Annotated in this window: 17 protein-coding genes; 14 read left to right on the forward strand and 3 right to left on the reverse strand. The window is 59.9% G+C overall.

The window, feature by feature from the left end:
- Nucleotides 1–24: 24 nt before the first annotated feature.
- Both JFU48_RS15625 and JFU48_RS15630 read left to right on the forward strand, forming a co-directional pair.
- The gene (locus JFU48_RS15625; protein WP_201136889.1) at nucleotides 25–1,329 is read left to right on the forward strand and encodes an MFS transporter; all 1,305 of its coding nucleotides are present in this window, start codon (nucleotides 25–27) and stop codon (nucleotides 1,327–1,329) included.
- A 60-nt stretch (nucleotides 1,330–1,389) separates the two neighbouring features.
- The gene (locus tag JFU48_RS15630) at nucleotides 1,390–2,193 is read left to right on the forward strand and encodes an IclR family transcriptional regulator (protein WP_045122581.1); all 804 of its coding nucleotides are present in this window, start codon (nucleotides 1,390–1,392) and stop codon (nucleotides 2,191–2,193) included.
- Here the strand turns inward: JFU48_RS15630 and JFU48_RS15635 are convergent.
- Complete coding sequence (locus JFU48_RS15635; protein WP_103484714.1) at nucleotides 2,190–3,242, reverse strand: NAD(P)-dependent alcohol dehydrogenase; 1,053 nt, start codon at nucleotides 3,240–3,242, stop codon at nucleotides 2,190–2,192. The two genes, JFU48_RS15630 and JFU48_RS15635, sit on opposite strands and share 4 nt — an antisense overlap.
- A 190-nt stretch (nucleotides 3,243–3,432) precedes the next feature.
- Here JFU48_RS15635 and JFU48_RS15640 point away from each other — a divergent pair, with 190 nt between their 5' ends.
- Nucleotides 3,433–4,323 carry an AraC family transcriptional regulator gene (locus JFU48_RS15640; protein ID WP_003226986.1) on the forward strand — a complete coding sequence of 297 codons (891 nt, stop codon included), beginning with the start codon at nucleotides 3,433–3,435 and terminating at the stop codon, nucleotides 4,321–4,323.
- A 184-nt stretch (nucleotides 4,324–4,507) separates the two neighbouring features.
- On the opposite strand, the gene JFU48_RS15645 is transcribed toward JFU48_RS15640, so the two are convergent.
- Nucleotides 4,508–6,172, reverse strand: a complete 1,665-nt coding sequence (locus tag JFU48_RS15645) for a 4Fe-4S dicluster domain-containing protein (protein ID WP_201136890.1) — start codon at nucleotides 6,170–6,172, stop codon at nucleotides 4,508–4,510.
- Nucleotides 6,173–6,696: 524 nt separating this feature from the next.
- Here JFU48_RS15645 and JFU48_RS15650 point away from each other — a divergent pair.
- The 10 genes from JFU48_RS15650 (at nucleotide 6,697) to JFU48_RS15695 (ending at nucleotide 16,138) form a co-directional block, all read left to right on the forward strand.
- Nucleotides 6,697–7,446, forward strand: a complete 750-nt coding sequence (locus JFU48_RS15650) for an electron transfer flavoprotein subunit beta/FixA family protein (protein WP_003226982.1) — start codon at nucleotides 6,697–6,699, stop codon at nucleotides 7,444–7,446.
- Nucleotides 7,447–8,376, forward strand: a complete 930-nt coding sequence (locus tag JFU48_RS15655) for an electron transfer flavoprotein subunit alpha/FixB family protein (RefSeq protein ID WP_103484712.1) — start codon at nucleotides 7,447–7,449, stop codon at nucleotides 8,374–8,376. It abuts the gene before it with no gap.
- 80 nt (nucleotides 8,377–8,456) lie between these two features.
- Entirely contained in the window at nucleotides 8,457–9,278 is an 822-nt protein-coding gene (locus tag JFU48_RS15660; protein ID WP_201136891.1) for a substrate-binding periplasmic protein, read from the forward strand.
- 9 nt (nucleotides 9,279–9,287) lie between these two features.
- Nucleotides 9,288–9,644 (forward strand): DUF4398 domain-containing protein, encoded by a 357-nt coding sequence (locus JFU48_RS15665; protein WP_201136892.1) that lies wholly within the window; start codon nucleotides 9,288–9,290, stop codon nucleotides 9,642–9,644.
- A complete protein-coding gene (locus JFU48_RS15670; protein ID WP_103484710.1) occupies nucleotides 9,641–10,453 on the forward strand; it encodes an OmpA family protein in 813 nt (270 codons plus the stop codon). Before JFU48_RS15665 ends, JFU48_RS15670 begins: the two co-directional genes overlap by 4 nt.
- A 201-nt stretch (nucleotides 10,454–10,654) precedes the next feature.
- Complete coding sequence (locus JFU48_RS15675) at nucleotides 10,655–12,094, forward strand: aminotransferase-like domain-containing protein (protein WP_003226969.1); 1,440 nt, start codon at nucleotides 10,655–10,657, stop codon at nucleotides 12,092–12,094.
- Between the two features lie 78 nt (nucleotides 12,095–12,172).
- Nucleotides 12,173–12,664 carry a translation initiation factor 2 gene (locus JFU48_RS15680; RefSeq protein WP_201136893.1) on the forward strand — a complete coding sequence of 164 codons (492 nt, stop codon included), beginning with the start codon at nucleotides 12,173–12,175 and terminating at the stop codon, nucleotides 12,662–12,664.
- 164 nt (nucleotides 12,665–12,828) lie between these two features.
- Nucleotides 12,829–13,083 (forward strand): YkgJ family cysteine cluster protein, encoded by a 255-nt coding sequence (locus tag JFU48_RS15685; protein ID WP_045122579.1) that lies wholly within the window; start codon nucleotides 12,829–12,831, stop codon nucleotides 13,081–13,083.
- Between the two features lie 41 nt (nucleotides 13,084–13,124).
- Nucleotides 13,125–13,730, forward strand: coding sequence for an START domain-containing protein (locus JFU48_RS15690; RefSeq protein ID WP_201136894.1), 606 nt, complete (start codon nucleotides 13,125–13,127; stop codon nucleotides 13,728–13,730).
- A gap of 314 nt (nucleotides 13,731–14,044) precedes the next feature.
- Nucleotides 14,045–16,138 (forward strand): LTA synthase family protein, encoded by a 2,094-nt coding sequence (locus JFU48_RS15695; RefSeq protein ID WP_103521835.1) that lies wholly within the window; start codon nucleotides 14,045–14,047, stop codon nucleotides 16,136–16,138.
- Nucleotides 16,139–16,195: 57 nt separating this feature from the next.
- Here the strand turns inward: JFU48_RS15695 and JFU48_RS15700 are convergent, their stop codons facing one another.
- Nucleotides 16,196–16,354: a DUF3309 family protein gene (locus tag JFU48_RS15700; protein WP_169432680.1), complete on the reverse strand. Its 159-nt coding sequence runs from the start codon at nucleotides 16,352–16,354 to the stop codon at nucleotides 16,196–16,198.
- A gap of 258 nt (nucleotides 16,355–16,612) precedes the next feature.
- Between JFU48_RS15700 and JFU48_RS15705 the strand changes: the two genes are divergently transcribed.
- Nucleotides 16,613–17,428 carry an SDR family oxidoreductase gene (locus JFU48_RS15705; RefSeq protein WP_003226958.1) on the forward strand — a complete coding sequence of 272 codons (816 nt, stop codon included), beginning with the start codon at nucleotides 16,613–16,615 and terminating at the stop codon, nucleotides 17,426–17,428.
- The last annotated feature ends 13 nt before the right edge of the window (nucleotides 17,429–17,441 follow it).

Raw genomic sequence — 17,441 nt, forward strand, 5'->3', positions numbered from 1 at the left:
AATCATAAAAAGAGGCACCCCCCCATGCCAACGCAAACCCTCACCGGGCAGGCGTCTTTAGTCACGCCTAGCCGCAAGCGGTTTTTCATCATGGTGTTGCTGTTCATCACCGTGGTCATCAACTACCTCGACCGCAGCAACCTGTCGATTGCCGCGCCCGCGCTGACCAGCGAGCTGGCCATTGATCCGGTTCACGTCGGGCTGATTTTCTCCGCGTTTGGCTGGACCTACGCCGCGATGCAGATCCCCGGTGGCTGGCTGGTGGATCGGGTACCGCCGCGCATTTTGTATAGCGTCGCGCTGCTGCTGTGGTCACTGGCCACGGTGCTGCTCGGTTTTGCCGCGAGTTTCATTGCGCTGTTCGTCTTGCGCATGGCGGTCGGTGCGCTGGAAGCACCGGCCTATCCGATCAACAGCCGCGTGGTGACCACCTGGTTTCCCGAGCGTGAGCGGGCCACGGCGATTGGCTTCTACACCTCCGGGCAGTTTGTCGGCCTGGCGTTTCTGACTCCGGTGCTGGCCTGGCTGCAACATGAGTTCGGCTGGCACATGGTGTTTGTCGCGACCGGTGTGGCGGGCATTATCTGGGCGGCCATCTGGTACGCGGTGTATCGCGAACCGCGTGATTTCAAAGGTGCCAACGACGCGGAAATCGATCTGATCCGCGAGGGCGGCGGACTGGTGGATATTCAAGCGCAAACCGCCAAGGCCTCGTTCAGCTGGACCGATCTCGGCATTGTCCTGAGCAAACGCAAGTTGTGGGGCATCTACCTCGGCCAGTTCTGCCTGAACTCGACGCTGTGGTTCTTCCTGACGTGGTTCCCGACTTATCTGGTGAAATATCGCGGCATGGACTTCATCAAGTCCGGCCTGTTGGCCTCGCTGCCGTTTCTCGCGGCTTTTGTCGGCGTGCTGTGCTCGGGGTTCTTTTCCGACCTGTTGATCCGCCGTGGCTGCAGCGTGGGCTTCGCGCGCAAGTTGCCGATCATTGGCGGACTGTTGATTTCCACTTCGATCATCGGCGCCAATTTCGTTGAATCGACACCGCTGGTGATTGCCTTCCTGGCGCTGGCGTTTTTCGGCAACGGCCTGGCCTCGATCACCTGGTCGCTGGTCTCGACCCTGGCTCCGGCGCGTTTGCTCGGCTTGACCGGTGGGGTGTTCAACTTCATCGGCAACCTGTCGGCGATTGCCACGCCGATTGTCATCGGTTTCCTCGCCAGCGGTGATTCGTTCGCTCCGGCGATCACCTACATCGCGGTTCTGGCGCTGATCGGTGCATTGTCCTACGTGCTGCTGGTAGGCAAGGTCGAGCGTATCGAGTTGTAGTCGTCTGCGTCGGGCGACCATAATGCCGCCCGTTCCCTCGCTCAACGGTAAAGGCTGGATATGCAGGAAGACGCCCCGGAAAAAACCAAGGACGCCGCGCCCACCGGCACCCAGACCCTGCTTCGCGGACTGGGTGTGGTGCAGGCGGTGGCCAGTGGCGCCCGCGATCTGAAAGAGATCGCCCGGCTGATCGGCACCACGCGCAGCACCACCCATCGTCTGGCCAGTTGCCTGGTCGACGAGCGCTACCTGCGCGTGGTGCCGCAAATCGGCTATCTGCTGGGGCCGAAGCTGATCGAGCTGGGGTTTCAGGCGCGCGAAGAGTTGCCGCTGGTGAGTCTGGCCGGACCGTACCTGGACGAGTTGTCGGCGTTGACCGGCGACACCGTGCACCTGGGCATTCGTGAAGGCGATGAGGTGTTGTATCTGCTGAAGAATCCGGGGCGTAACGGCCCGGAAATGCGGTCGCGGGTCGGCCACCGGATGCCGCTGGCGCGCACCGGGATCGGCAAGGCGTTGATGCTCGATGATTCGCCGCAGGATTGGCAGCGGCTGTACGACATCAGCCTGCCGGCGGGTGGGAAAAGTCAGTTCTGGCCGCAGCATCCGCAGCAGTCGTGGGAACAGCTCGAACAGCGCATGACCGAGTACGTGGCCGGTGGCTACGCCTTCGATCTGGAAGACAACGAACCGTCGATCCGCTGCGTGGCGGCGCCGATTCGCGATGCGAGCAAGCGGATTGTGGCGGCGATCAGCATCGCCAGCACCGTGCCGTACATGCCGCTGGAAAAAATGGCCGAGCTGATTCCCCTGATCAAAGGGGTCACAGCCCGGCTCTCGGCAGAACTCGGTCTGAAGGTTTAAAGCTTCAGCGTCGCCATGTCGATCACGAAGCGATACTTCACGTCACCGGCGATCATCCGCGCGTAAGCCTCGTTGATCTGGCGGATGTCGAGCATTTCGATGTCGCAGGTGATGTTGTGTTCGGCGCAGAAATCCAGCACTTCCTGGGTTTCGGCGATGCCGCCGATCAGCGAACCGGCCAGCACGCGGCGGCCCAGCACCAGGTTGGCAGCATGCACCGGCGGGTCGATCGGTTCGATCAGGCCGACCAGGATATGCACGCCATCAAAGCGCAGGGTTTGCAGGTACGGGTTGAGGTCGTGCTGCACCGGAATGGTGTCCAGCAGGAAGTCGAACCGGCCTGCAGCGGCAGCCATCTGTTCGGCATCGGTGGAGACGATCACATGATCGGCGCCCTGCCGACGACCTTCCTCGGCCTTGCTCGCCGAACGGGTGAACAGCGTCACTTCCGCGCCCAGCGCCTTGGCGAACTTGATGCCCATGTGGCCGAGGCCGCCCATGCCGAGAATCCCGACCTTGTCGCCGGCCTTGACCCCGTAGTGCTTGAGCGGCGAGTAGGTGGTGATGCCGGCACAGAGAATCGGCGCAGCGCTGGCCAGATCCAGCTTTTCAGGGATGCGCACGACGAAGTGCTCGCTGACGACGATGCTGTCCGAATAGCCGCCCATGGTGTTGCTGCCATCGACCCGGTCCGGGGTGGCGTAAGTCATGGTCGGGCCCTCGAGACAGTATTGCTCGAGGTTCTGCTGGCAGGCGGCGCAGGTGCGGCACGAGTCGACCATGCAGCCGACACCGACCAGATCGCCGACTTTATGTTGAGTGACGTTCGCACCAACGGCGGTGACTTTGCCGACGATCTCATGGCCAGGCATCAACGGATAAACGGCGATGCCCCATTCGTTGCGGGCCTGGTGGATGTCTGAGTGGCAGACGCCGCAGTAGAGGATCTCGATCGCCACGTCGTCAGCGCGTGGGCTGCGGCGTTCGAATTTCATCGGGGCGAGGGGAGTGGTGGCCGATTGGGCGGCATAACCGATAGCGGTGTACATGAGGAACCTCGCAGAAGCAGTGACAGGTGAGGTGGCGCATTTTGGGCGCCGTCTGCTGCTGCGGCCATGACGATTCCTCCGGGTCTCATGCCTAATCCTCCGGCATGCAGGTCTGGGCAAGCGCATTGGCAAAAGGATCTGCGATGATGCTTGCATGCCTTTTTCCGTGACTTTTTTGAAGATCCCTCCGATGCAGTTGACCCGTCACCTTGATGCCAATGCCACCCTGGTTTCGCTGATCGAGCCGCTGGCGCTTCGCGATGGTTACAGCCAGACCGGGCTGCCCGGCGTGCAGGTGTTGCGCGCCAGTTGCGACGTGGCGCGTGGCCCGCACATTTATGAGCCGAGCCTGATGATCATCGCTCAGGGCAGCAAACTGGCGTTTCTCGGCCCGCGCACCATGGAGTATGGCGCCGGGCATTACCTGATTCAGGCGCTGCCGGTGCCGTTCGAGTGCGAAACCTTTGCCTTGCCGGATGCGCCGTTGCTCGGCGTGTCGGTAGCGATTGACCGGGTGTTGCTCGGCGAGCTGGTGCTGGCCATGGGGCTGGCGCCGGGGCGGCACATTCCGGCACAGACTCCGGAATCGATGACCTCGGTGGTGCTCGACGATGACATGCGCGGCTGTGTCGAACGCTTGCTGCGTTGCCTGCATGATCCGCTGGAGCGGCAGATTCTCGGGCCGGCGCGGGTGCGTGAATTGTTATTCACCGCGCTGCGTGGGCCGCAGGCCGATGTGTTGCGCGCGCTGGTGGAACAGCAGGGGCAGTTTGCCCGGGTGGCGGCGTCGATCAGCCATCTGCATGCGCATTACACCGAACCGCTGAATGTCGAGACATTGGCCGGTTGCGCCAACATGAGTGTTTCGTCGTTCCATGAGCACTTCAAGCGCAGCACGCTGTTGTCGCCAGTGCAGTATCTGAAGCGCTTGCGGTTGCTCAAGGCGCAGACGTTGCTGGTGGCCGAAGGGCTGGGCGTGGCGCAGGTGGCGCATCGGGTGGGGTATCAGAGTACGTCGCAGTTCAGTCGTGAGTACAAGCGCTATTTCGAGCGCAGCCCTGGTGATGAGCGCGTAGCCTGATTCGACGATGATTCCCTGTGGGAGCGGGCTTGCTCGCGAAGGCTGCGTGTCAGGCAACCTATCCGTCAACTGACACACCGCATTCGCGAGCAAGCCCGCTCCCACATGAGTCATGCGCTGTGGAAAAAATCCTGGGCAACAAAAAGGCCCCCATTTCGGGAGCCTTGATGTTCAGCAGTTCAGCTTACATGTTCGGGTAAGTCGGGCCGCCAGCGCCTTCCGGCGTGACCCAGGTGATGTTCTGCGAAGGGTCCTTGATGTCACAGGTCTTGCAGTGCACACAGTTCTGGGCGTTGATCTGGAAGCGTTTTTCGCCGTCTTCCTTGGTGATCACTTCGTACACGCCGGCCGGGCAGTAGCGCTGCGCCGGTTCATCGTACAGCGGCAGGTTCTTGCTGATCGGGATGCTCGGGTCGGTGAGCTTCAGGTGGCACGGCTGTTCTTCTTCGTGGTTGGTACCGGAGATGAACACCGAGCTCAGCTTGTCGAAGCTGAGTTTGCCGTCCGGCTTCGGATAGTCGATCTTCTTGCAGTCGGCCGCGAGCTTCAGGCAGGCGTAGTCCGGCTTGGTGTCGTGCAGGGTGAACGGCAGTTTGCCGCCGAAGATGTTCTGGTCCAGCCAGTTGAAACCACCGCCGACGATCGCGCCGAACTTGTGGATCGCCGGGCCGAAGTTGCGGCTGGCGAACAGTTCGTCGTAGAGCCAGCTCTTCTTGAACGCGTCGACGTAGGAGGTCAGCTCTTCAGTGCCATCCTTCTCGGCGAACAGTGCGTCGGCCACCGATTCAGCGGCGAGCATGCCGGACTTCATCGCGGTGTGGCTGCCTTTGATCTTGGCGAAGTTCAGGGTGCCGAGGTCGCAACCGATCAGCGCGCCGCCCTTGAAGACCATTTTCGGCAGCGAGTTCAGGCCACCCTTGCAGATCGCGCGGGCGCCGTAGCTGACGCGCTTGCCGCCTTCCAGGTACTGAGCCAGCACCGGGTGGTGCTTGAGGCGCTGGAACTCGTCGAACGGCGACAGGTAGGTGTTGCTGTAGGACAGGTCAACGATCAGGCCGACCACCACCTGGTTGTTTTCCAGGTGATAGAGGAACGAGCCACCGGTGTTTTCGGTGCCCATGATGTCCAGCGGCCAACCGGCGGTGTGCACCACCAGGCCTGGCTGGTGTTTGGCCGGGTCGATTTCCCAGATTTCTTTGAGGCCGATGCCGTAGTGCTGGGCGTCGGCATCGCTGTCGAGGTTGTAGCGTTTGATCAGTTGCTTGCCGATATGACCACGGCAGCCTTCGGCGAACAGCGTGTACTTGCCACGCAATTCCATGCCCGGGGTGTACAGGCCTTCTTTCGGGTTGCCTTCGCGGTCGACGCCCAGATCACCGGTGATGATCCCGCGCACGATGCCGTTTTCGTCGATCAGCGCTTCCTGAGCAGCGAAGCCAGGGTAGATTTCCACACCCAGGTTCTCGGCCTGCTGGGCCAGCCAGCGGCACAGGTTGCCGAGGGAAATAATGTAGTTGCCTTCGTTGTGCATGGTCTTGGGCACAAAGAAGTCAGGAATTTTCTGCGCGCTTTCGGCGTTTTTCAGCACGAAAATGTCATCGCGGGTGACCGGGGTGTTCAGCGGGGCGCCGAGTTCTTTCCAGTCCGGGAACAGTTCGCTCAGAGCGCGTGGTTCGAACACGGCACCGGAAAGGATGTGTGCGCCGACTTCGGAGCCTTTTTCGACCACGCAGACGCTGATTTCCTTACCGGCTTCGGCGGCCTTCTGCTTCAGACGGCAGGCGGCGGACAGGCCAGCGGGGCCGGCACCGACGATGACCACGTCGAATTCCATGTATTCGCGTTCCACAGGCTATCTCCTACTCAAGGCTCAACAGTTTTTTTTCTAATTTGGAGGTTCGGTGTCGCATCCGTTATTGCCTTTACGTTAACGTCAAGGGTAATAATGGGAAACCACCTTTCTCTCTAGGCGGCGCATTATATCTACACCACTCTGAGCGTCCAATACAAACGTTTGTTTGAATCGGCTCCAGCCCAGAGAAATCAAAGAAGCGCGGCTTATGAACGACCATTTTGCCGTATTGACCGGAATAGGCGTTCCGGTCAAGATACGGGCGGTTTTGCGCTCGCCGTAGGCAGACTGGCGGTTTCAAGAGCACCTCTAAAGACAGGGCACAGGCAGTACAAGGTGATGCGCAGCGCAAGTCCGGCGCGCAGTTTACACACCGTGCGAATCAATGACCCGTTGGTCACCACTGACGAACGGTCATCGCCCCCAGCCGGCGTTTTTAGAGGTGCCCTTGTGCCCGATGAGCATCAACCGCCAGGTTCGCCTAGGCGACTTTCTTTTCACCGGAGAGTAACGAGGAATCCATGAAGGTTCTTGTAGCTGTCAAACGCGTTGTGGATTACAACGTCAAGGTCCGCGTCAAGGCGGACAATTCCGGCGTAGACCTCGCCAACGTCAAGATGTCGATGAACCCGTTCTGCGAAATCGCAGTGGAAGAAGCCGTACGCCTGAAAGAGAAAGGTGTTGCGACTGAAATCGTCGTCGTCTCCATCGGCCCGTCCACCGCTCAGGAACAGCTGCGTACCGCACTGGCTCTGGGTGCCGACCGCGCCATCCTCGTCGAATCCGCTGAAGACCTGACTTCGCTGGCCGTGGCCAAGCTGCTCAAGGCAGTGGTCGACAAGGAACAGCCTCAACTGGTGATCCTGGGCAAACAGGCGATCGACAGCGACAACAACCAGACCGGCCAGATGCTCGCTGCACTGAGCGGCTACGGTCAGGGCACTTTCGCCTCGAAAGTCGAAGTCTCCGGCGACAGCGTTGCCGTGACCCGCGAAATCGACGGCGGCGCGCAGACCGTTTCCCTGAAACTGCCAGCGATCGTCACCACCGACCTGCGTTTGAACGAGCCGCGTTATGCGTCCCTGCCAAACATCATGAAAGCCAAGAAGAAGCCTCTCGAAGTGCTGACTCCGGACGCTTTGGGCGTTTCCACCGCCTCCACCAACAAGACCCTGAAAGTCGAAGCGCCGGCTGCACGCAGCGCGGGTATCAAGGTCAAGTCGGTGGCTGAACTGGTCGAGAAACTGAAAAACGAAGCGAAGGTAATCTAAATGACTATCTTGGTTATTGCTGAACACGACAACAAAGTGCTGGCCCCGGCCACACTGAACACCGTGGCTGCGGCTGCCAAAATCGGCGGCGACATCCATGTGCTGGTTGCAGGTCAGGGCGCTGGCGCCGTGGCTGAAGCCGCTGCGAAAATCGCTGGCGTGAGCAAAGTCCTGAACGCTGACAATGCCGCTTACGCGCATCAGCTGCCGGAAAACGTCGCTCCTCTGGTTGCAGAGCTGGGCAAGGGCTACAGCCACATCCTGGCTGCCGCCACGTCCAACGGCAAAAACATCCTGCCGCGCGTTGCCGCTGCACTGGACGTTGACCAGATCTCCGAGATCATCTCGGTAGAAAGCGCCGACACCTTCAAGCGTCCGATCTACGCCGGTAACGCCATCGCTACCGTGCAATCGACCGCAGCGATCAAAGTGATCACAGTGCGTGCCACCGGTTTCGACCCGGTTGCCGCTGAAGGTGGTTCGGCGACTGTTGAGGCGGTTGCTGCTGCGCACGACGCTGGCACTTCCAGCTTCGTCAGCGAAGAACTGGCCAAGTCCGATCGTCCTGAGCTGACCGCTGCCAAGATCGTCGTTTCCGGCGGCCGCGGCATGCAGAACGGTGACAACTTCAAACACCTGTACGCCCTGGCCGACAAGCTGGGCGCTGCCGTCGGTGCTTCGCGCGCTGCGGTCGACGCAGGTTTCGTACCGAACGACATGCAGGTCGGTCAGACCGGCAAGATCGTTGCGCCACAGCTGTACATCGCCGTCGGTATCTCCGGCGCGATCCAGCACCTGGCCGGCATGAAAGACTCCAAAGTGATCGTTGCGATCAACAAGGACGAAGAAGCGCCGATCTTCCAGGTGGCCGATTACGGTCTGGTGGCGGATCTGTTCGAAGCGGTACCTGAGCTGGAGAAGCTGGTCTAATCCGGCGGCTTCACTTATAAAGAGCCCGGCCTTCTGGTCGGGCTTTTTTTTGTCTCGGATTTGAGTGGGAGTGTACTGCCATGGATCTGCGCCGCAGGTTGTTATTGGGATTGATCCTCTTGCCGGGGATGGCTGCGGCCGCCGGCAAATGCGAGCGCCTGGTCGTCACCGGCAGCCCGGATGCGCCGCCGTACCTGTGGCAGGACCCGCAGAATCCCAGGCACTTGATCGGCGCCAGTGCCGACCTGTTGCAGCAAGTGGCCAAGGATCTGGGGATCAAGGTCGAATTGCTCTACGCCGGCAAACGCTCGCAGGCCCTCGATGAGGTGCGCAGCGGGCGCATGGACATGCTGGCCGACACGCCGCTGATGTTCAACGAGCTGGAAAACCTCGACTACATCTATCCGCCGTTGCTGGAAAACGACTATCTGGTGTGGACACGCAAGGGCTCGACGCTGGCCTACAGCGAAGCCAAGGATCTGCACGGGCACACCGGCGGGTTGTCGGAAAAGTCTCGTATGACCCAGGCATTCGGCACTTTCGCCGAGCAGAATCTGACCCTGACCCGGACGGCAAACATCACTCAAGCCTTTCAGAAACTTCTGCTGGGTGAAGTCGAATATGTACTCGCCGGGCGCTACTCGGGCATGGCTGCCGCGCAGGCATTGGGCATGGCCAATGATCTGCTGGCCTTCGAGCAACCGATCGACCGACCGGGGCTGTTCCTCGCGGTTTCGCACAACTCGGCCTGCAACGATCCGTGGTTGCGCGGACAGCTCGCTAAAAAGATGACAGAATTGCCCGCGTCCGGACTGACCGAAGCCGCGCTGCAACGCAACGTCGAGCGCTGGAAGGCTCAGCAGCAACAGCCGCAGCCATCTGTCAGTGCCCCAAAACAGTAGGGATTCTTAGTGAGTATTCGACCTCTTTTCGCGGCCATGGCCGTTCTGGCCCTGGCCGGCTGCGCCAACGATCCGGCACCCAATGAGCAAATGCGCCTGACCGAGCAGGCCATCACCCAGGCCAAGGCTGTCGGTGCGACCGCCGAAGAAATGCCGGAAATGAAACTGGCTGAAGACAAGTTCAACCGGGCCAAGGGCAACATGGCCGACGAGTCTTACAAGAACGCCCGCATGCGTTCCGAACAGGCCGAGCTGGACGCACGTCTGGCAGAAGCCAAGGTGCTGACGCAAAAGAGCGAAGAGCAACTGAACGTGCTGAACACCCGCATCATCCGTCTGCGCAAGCAATTGGGAGATGCCCAATGAGCCTCAAGTCCAAAGCCCTTGGCGGGTTGGTTCTGGCTGGCTGCGTGAGCCTTTTCGGGTGTGCCGGTCAGCACAGTGAAAGCGCATTGCAACAAGCCAGCAGCGACTTCCAGAAGGTCAAGGAAGACTCCAATGTGCTGCGCATCGCTCCCAAGGACGTGATCCGTGCCGGTGAGTCCCTGGCCCGTGCCGATCGCCTGTCGACCTATTGGGGCAGTGGCTCCGACGTGGTGCATTACGCCTACCTGAGTCAGCGTTACAGCGAAATCGCTCGCGAACACACCAATCTGGTGCTCAACGAAGAGCGCGCGGCGAAGCTCGAGCTGGAACGCCAGCGTCTGCAACTGGCTCTGCGTGAGTCCAAACTGCTGAGCGTGCAGCAGCAGGGCAAGTGGCTCGAAGAGCAGATCGTCGCGCTGGCCACCACGCAAACCGATCGCGGGCTGGTGATGACCCTCGGTGACGTGCTGTTCGACACTGGCGAGGCGGAGCTGAAGAACTCGGCCAATCGCGTGGTGTTGAAGATCGTGCAGTTCCTGCAGCTCAACCCGAAACGCGTGGTGCGTATCGAGGGCTACACCGACAGCACCGGTGGCAAACAGGAAAACCTCAAGCTGTCGCGTGATCGCGCGCAAGCCGTGGCCGATGTGTTGATGGACCTCGGAATTGAGGACAAGCGCATTCAGGTCGAAGGTTACGGCGACGAGTACCCGGTGGACGCCAACGCTTCCGAGCGCGGGCGGGCACAGAATCGTCGGGTGGAAATTGTGTTTTCCGACGAAAAAGGCCAGCTCGGCGCCGCCCGCTGAGCGCTGCGTCTCTGGAAAGCCCGGCCTGTCATGCAGCGCCGGGCTTTTTTACGTCTGTCGAATAGCGCGCAAATCCGTACAGTTGTAGCTGACACTGCACTGTACGGTCGACTATGGTGGCAACTGTCCCAGTACACTTCTAAACTGTTCCGGTATTGTTTCACACAAGAATAAAATGCCCGTGAAATCGAGTGCTGCGTCATGACCAACCTCTTGCTCTACCAACGTATTGCTCAACAACTGGCGGAAGATATCCGGCGCGGCGTCTATCAGCCCGGCGAACGCGTGCCGTCGGTGCGCAAGATGAGTTCGCAGCTCAATGTCAGTCATGCAACGGTGTTGCAGGCTTACGCCAATCTCGAGGATCAGGGCCTGATCCGCGCACGGCCGCAGTCCGGTTACTACGTGCACCAGACCCCGGCCCTGACGGCGCCGACACCGGATATCGCCCGGGTCGAACGCCCAGGCCTGGTCACCCGCGCCAGCATTATTCAGCAAGTGTTGGTCGAATCGCGGCGCGAGGGGGTTTTCCCGTTGGGCGCGGCGGTGCCGAGTGTCGATTACCTCCCGGTGCGCGCATTGCATCAGCAGTTGGCCAAGGTCACCCGATTCCATAGCCCTCGGGCTTTCAGCTACATGTTCAGCCCCGGTTTCGAACCGCTGCGCCGGCAAGTGGCGATCCGCATGCGCGATGCTGGCGTGGTGGTCGATCCGTCGGAAGTGGTGATCACCCACGGTTGCGTCGATGCGCTGCAGATGTCGCTGCGGGTGTTGACCCGTCCGGGTGATCTGATCGCTGCCGAGTCGCCAACCTATTACGGCCTGCTGCAACTGGCCGACCTGCTGGGCCTGAAAGTGATCGAGATTCCCAGCGACCCGGCCACCGGCATGAGCCTGGAAGCCTTGCAACTGGCCGCCAACCAATGGTCGATCAAGGCGCTGGTGCTGACCACCCGGCTGAGCAATCCACTGGGCGGCACCATGCCGGAAGAACGGCAGAAGCAACTGCTGCGTCTGGCCTCGGACTTCGATATCCAGATTGTCGAAGACGACATCTATGGCGAGTTGATGTTCGAACAGGGTCGCACCAAAGCCCTCAAGGCCTACGATCGACTGGATCGGGTGATCTACTGCTCGAGTTTTTCCAAGACGTTGTCGCCGGGCGTGCGGGTCGGCTGGATGATCGCCGGTAAGTATCAGCAGGAAATCCAGCGTCTGCAGACGTTCACCACGCATTCGGCGTGCAGCGTCACGCAGATGGCGATTGCCGCTTATCTGGAAAATGGCGGTTATGACCGGCATTTACGGTACATCCGCCAGGAATACCGGAAAAACCTCAGCGCGTTCCAGCTGGCGGTGCAGCAGTACTTCCCCGAAGGCACGCAAATGACCCGGCCCACGGGCGGTTTCATCCTCTGGGTGAGCCTGCCGGGCAGGGTCAACACCCAGGAATTGCACGTCCGCGCCTTGCAGCAGGGCATCAGCATTGCACCGGGGCTGATCTTCAGTAATACCGAGCAGTTCAACCACTGCATCCGCCTGAACTGCGGCACGCCGTGGAATCGCGAAGCGGAAAGGGCGCTGATGACCCTCGGCTTGCTGGCGACTCAACTGTGTCAGGAAACGGCTGGCGGATTCTGAACGAGCGGTGCGTCATGCTTGTCTTGTGACGCTCAACAGGCGAGCATATGGCCCTCTGCCGTTAGTGTTGTAGGGCTCATGAAAGCGATTTTGCCTGCTGCCTGGATTTTGTTTGGTGTGTTGACGATGGGCCATGCGCCCGGTGTCATGGCAGCCGCCGTTCAGGAAAAGCCTGCGGCGTCAGCACCGGCGAGCAAAACGGCCAGCAACAAAGCCGTTGCGGATAAGAAAGCTCAAGTTAAAAAAGCCCCGCAAAAGAAGGCTGCCCCGGTGAAGAAACGGCCCCCGGTCGCTTCCAAGTCGAAACCGGCCAGTGAGGTGGCGAAAACCCGATTGCCGCCGGCCAAGCTCGATCTGAGCCTGCCCAAGGACATGGTGCAGCAGCTCAAACCGGCCGGTACCGTCACGTTGCCTAAACACGACGCTATCCTGCCGCAGATGTTCGGCGAGAAGAACAGCGGTTTCCAGCTCAACGGCCGTCTGCTCAGTAACGAAATGCAGCTGCAACTGCGCAACGAAGAGCGTCGTGAAGTCGAAGGCGCGGCGCTGGATTTCGAATTCAAGCAGTAAATCAAATCGATCCGTGACCCGCAGACCAGACGCTTTGTCGGAGACTGGTCAGTCACTTTCGTTTCTGCGTAAAAACCCCGGTTCAGGGAATTTGAAACAACCGTTTTAGCGGTTACTCTGTGGCCGTCCCTTTAACACATTGCCCGTCGCGAGGACTCGTCGTCATGAAATGCCGTGAAGGCTGTGGCGCTTGCTGTATTGCCCCCTCCATCAGTTCTGCCATTCCAGGCATGCCCAATGGCAAACCTGCCGGCGAACGTTGCGTGCAACTCTCGGTCGAAAACCTGTGCAACATTTTCGGTCAGCCGGAACGCCCGGCGGTCTGCTCGGGATTTGCCGCCGATGTCGAAGTCTGTGGCAGCAGCCGGGAAGAGGCGATCAGGTTGATCGGCTGGTGGGAGCAGATGACGGCGGCGTGATGTGTCAAACGAACGGAACTTCAACAATAAGGAATAAGACTATGGGTTCGCTGCATCGTATCGCTGTGTTGTGTGGTTTGACCGCTGTGCTGGCTACTTCGGTTGCTCAGGCTGAGGACTGGAAAGTCGCCAAGGAGCAGGACGGGATCAAGGTCTCGCTGGCCGAAGTGCCGGGTTCGGATTACAAGTCCTATCAGGGTGTTGCCCTGATGAAGACCACCGTTGCCAAACTGCGTGCCTTGCAGGAAGACGTGTCCGGAGCCTGCGCCTGGATTCACGAGTGCAAAACCCAGAAGCTGCTCAAGCACGAGGGCGATCAGAGCTGGACCTACACCCAGTTCAATACGCCGTGGCCAGTGACGCCGCGTGATTCCGTGCTGCACATCACCACCGTCGAAGGCGCTGATGGCAGCCTGACCCGCAACCTTGAAGGCGTGCCGAAGTACATTCCCGAAGAGAAAGGCTTTGTCCGTGTCGCCCAGGTCAAAGGCTTCTGGAGGTTCGTACCGAAAGGCGATCAGGTCGAAGTGACCTATCAAGTACACACCGAGCCAGGCGGCAGCGTGCCGAGCATGATTGCCAACAAGTTCGTGGTCGACGCGCCATTCAACACCCTGAAAGCCCTGAAAGAACGCGCCGAGAAGTAATTCGCGCGCTGACAGCAAAACGCCCCGACTGATTCGGGGCGTTTTGTTTTGTCGTTATATTGTGTTTCCAGATATGCACTGCACGAAATTTTCACAAAGCGTTCCAGACAATTCGCCCGCGCTCTCTGCAGTTGTCCCCGTATCCCCGCGCCTTGAATGAAAGAGTCCGGCGGTGGGACAGTAATCAATGGCAATGCTGCCGTTGATCGTGCAACATTTGCGCACCGCGCACGCCCCGGGGCCTGGAATGGCCAATAGAGGGCATGGCGCCGCCGTATTTTGCAACTTCAACTTCCAATGGGTCCTAAAACGACATGGCAAACCCGGACGCCCTGAATCAGCAGCGATCTTCCACTCGCCTGCTGCAACCGACCGTCAAATCGCATCTGGCCTATACACTGCTGTGTGCCCTGGTCATGATGGTGATGTTTTCCGTGCTGCGCCTCGCGCTGCTGGTCTACAACCGCGAGATGATCCTCGATACCCCGGCTTCGACCTTCCTCGAAGCTTTCGCCAACGGCCTGCGTTTCGACCTGCGCCTGGTGGTCTACATCTGCGTTCCGCTGGTGCTGGCACTGTTCAGTGCCCGGGCGATGGCCGCGCGCGGCTTTTTCCGTCTGTGGCTGACCGTCGCCTCGAGCATCGCGCTGTTCCTCGGCCTGATGGAGATGGACTTCTACCGTGAGTTCCACCAGCGCCTCAACGGCCTGGTGTTCCAGTACGTGAAAGAAGACCCGAAAACCGTGATGAGCATGCTCTGGTACGGTTTCCCGGTGGTGCGTTACCTGCTGGCGTGGGTCGTCGGCACCGTGATCCTGACCCTGGCCTTCAAGGGCGCCGACCGTGCAACCCGTCCACGTGGCCCGTTCAGCGGCGGCAACGTCGGTACGCGTCAGGTGGCGCCGTGGTACACGCGTCTCGCGGTATTCGTGGTCTGCCTGCTGATCTGCGTCGTCGCTGCCCGTGGCACCCTGCGTCAGGGCCCGCCGCTGCGCTGGGGTGACGTCTACACCACCGAATCGAACTTCGCCAACCAGTTGGGTCTTAACGGCACGCTGTCGCTGATCGCCGCCGCCAAGGACCGCATGGGCGAGGATCGCGACAACATCTGGAAAGCCACACTGCCGCAGGAACAGGCGCAGAAAGTGGTGCGCGAGATGCTGGTGATGCCGGACGACAAACTGGTCGATGCCGACATCGCTGCCGTGCGTCGTGACTACACGCCACCGGCCGACAAGACCCTGCCGATCAAGAACGTGGTCGTGATCCTGATGGAAAGCATGGCCGGTCACTCGGTCGGCGCCCTGGGCGCACCGGGCAACATCACGCCGTACCTCGACAAACTGTCGAAGGAAGGCCTGCTGTTCGACCGTTTCTTCTCCAACGGCACCCACACCCACCAGGGCATGTTCGCGACCATGGCGTGCTTCCCGAACCTGCCGGGCTTCGAATACCTGATGCAGACACCGGAAGGCAGCCACAAGCTGTCCGGCCTGCCGCAGTTGCTCAGCGCGCGCAAGTATGACGACGTCTACGTCTACAACGGTGACTTCGCCTGGGACAACCAGTCGGGCTTCTTCAGCAACCAGGGCATGACCAACTTCGTTGGCCGTAACGACTTCGTCAATCCGGTGTTCTCCGATCCGACCTGGGGCGTGTCCGACCAGGACATGTTCGACCGTGGTCTGCAGGAGCTGAAGGCACGGGAAAACGGCAAGCCGTTCTACGCGCTGCTGCAAACCCTGTCCAACCACACGCCGTACGCCTTGCCGACGCCATTGCCGGTGGAGCGCGTGACCGATCGTGGCAGCCTCAACGAACACCTGACCGCCATGCGTTACGCCGACTGGGCACTGGGTCAGTTCTTCGAGAAGGCGCGTAAAGAGCCGTACTTCAAGGAAACCCTGTTCGTGATCGTCGGCGACCACGGTTTCGGCAACGAGCGCCAGATCACCGAAATGGACCTGGGCCGCTTCAACGTGCCGATGCTGATGATTGCACCGGGCATCCAGGAGAAGTTCGGCACCCGTGACCACACCGTGGGCACCCAGATCGACATCGTGCCGACCATCATGGGCCGTCTGGGTGGCGAAGTACGTCATCAGTGCTGGGGCCGCGACCTGCTGAACCTGCCGGCCGGCGACACCGGTTTCGGTGTGATCAAGCCGTCGGGCAGCGAGCAGACCACGGCCATCGTCACCGCCGACCAGATCCTGGTGCTGCCGAAAGAGAAGGAAATGGCGCCGAAGATCTACCAGTACCAACTGGGCGCGAACCCTTCTGCCGAGATCATTCCGGACGCACCGCGTACCGCCGAACTGAAGCTCAAGCTTGAAGCGTTCCTGCAAACAGCGACCAAGAGCCTGATGGACAACACTGCCGGTGTCGTCAACGGCAAGCCTGACTGATAAAACCGCTGCATGAAAAAGAGGCCCCTGAGGGCCTCTTTTTTTTGTCTTGGGGTTTTATATCCTGCCAAGTAACAGCAAGACCAGCAGCACCACCAACACCACGCCGATAATGCCCGAAGGACCATAACCCCAACTTCTGGAGTGCGGGAAGACCGGCAGACCACCGATCAGCAACAGGATCAGGATAATGATAAGAATTGTGCCCATGTCGATTTTCCTTGTTAAAAGTGTTCGAGAAAACTGGGTGTTCAAGGGCGACTGGAGGCTAACTAATTCCAGACGGCTTACAAATTCCGACCGGTGCGAATGAAAGAAAATTCAATGTTTTTTTAATGTATTTGGGCCGCAGACTTATTTCCTTTAAGCGCAAGATCTTTTGATCCTGTATTCAGCATTCTGATGGAGCGTGGGATACCCAGGTTCCTTCGCTACACTCCGCGTATCTCCTACGAAACAACAAGGCTGTCGGCTATGCAAAATCGCATGATGATCACTGGCGCGGGTTCAGGTTTGGGTCGCGAAATCGCGCTGCGCTGGGCGCGTGAAGGCTGGCAGTTGGCTTTGTCGGATGTCAGCGAGCCCGGCCTGCTGGAAACCCTGAAACGGGTGCGTGAGGCCGGTGGCGACGGTTTCACCCAGCGTTGCGATGTGCGTGACTACAGCCAGCTCACCGCGTTTGCCCAGGCTTGCGAAGTGAAGCTCGGCGGTATCGATGTCATCGTCAACAATGCCGGTGTGGCGTCCGGCGGGTTCTTCAGCGAACTGTCGTTGGAGGATTGGGACTGGCAGATCGCGATCAACCTGATGGGCGTGGTCAAGGGCTGCAAGGCGTTCCTGCCGCTGCTGGAACAGAGCAAAGGCAAGATCATCAACATCGCCTCGATGGCGGCCTTGATGCAAGGCCCGGCGATGAGCAACTACAACGTGGCCAAGGCCGGTGTGGTGGCGTTGTCGGAAAGTTTGCTGATCGAACTGGCGCAGCAGGAAGTCAGCGTGCATGTGGTTTGCCCGTCGTTCTTTCAGACCAACTTGCTCGATTCGTTCCGTGGCCCGACGCCGGCGATGAAAGCCCAGGTCGGCAAGTTGCTGGAAAGTTCGCCGATCACTGCTGCTGACATCGCTGACTATATCTATCAGCAAGTATCCGCGGGCGAGTTCATGATTCTGCCGCACGAGCAAGGGCGCATGGCCTGGGCGATCAAGCAGAAGAACCCGCAACTGATCTACAACGAAATGACCACCATGGCCGATAAAATGCGCGCCAAGGCCAAACAAACCAACGGTTGAACTTGCCCGGCGG

It is taken from the genome of Pseudomonas sp. TH49, from assembly GCF_016650625.1.
GTDB lineage: Bacteria > Pseudomonadota > Gammaproteobacteria > Pseudomonadales > Pseudomonadaceae > Aquipseudomonas > Aquipseudomonas fluorescens_H.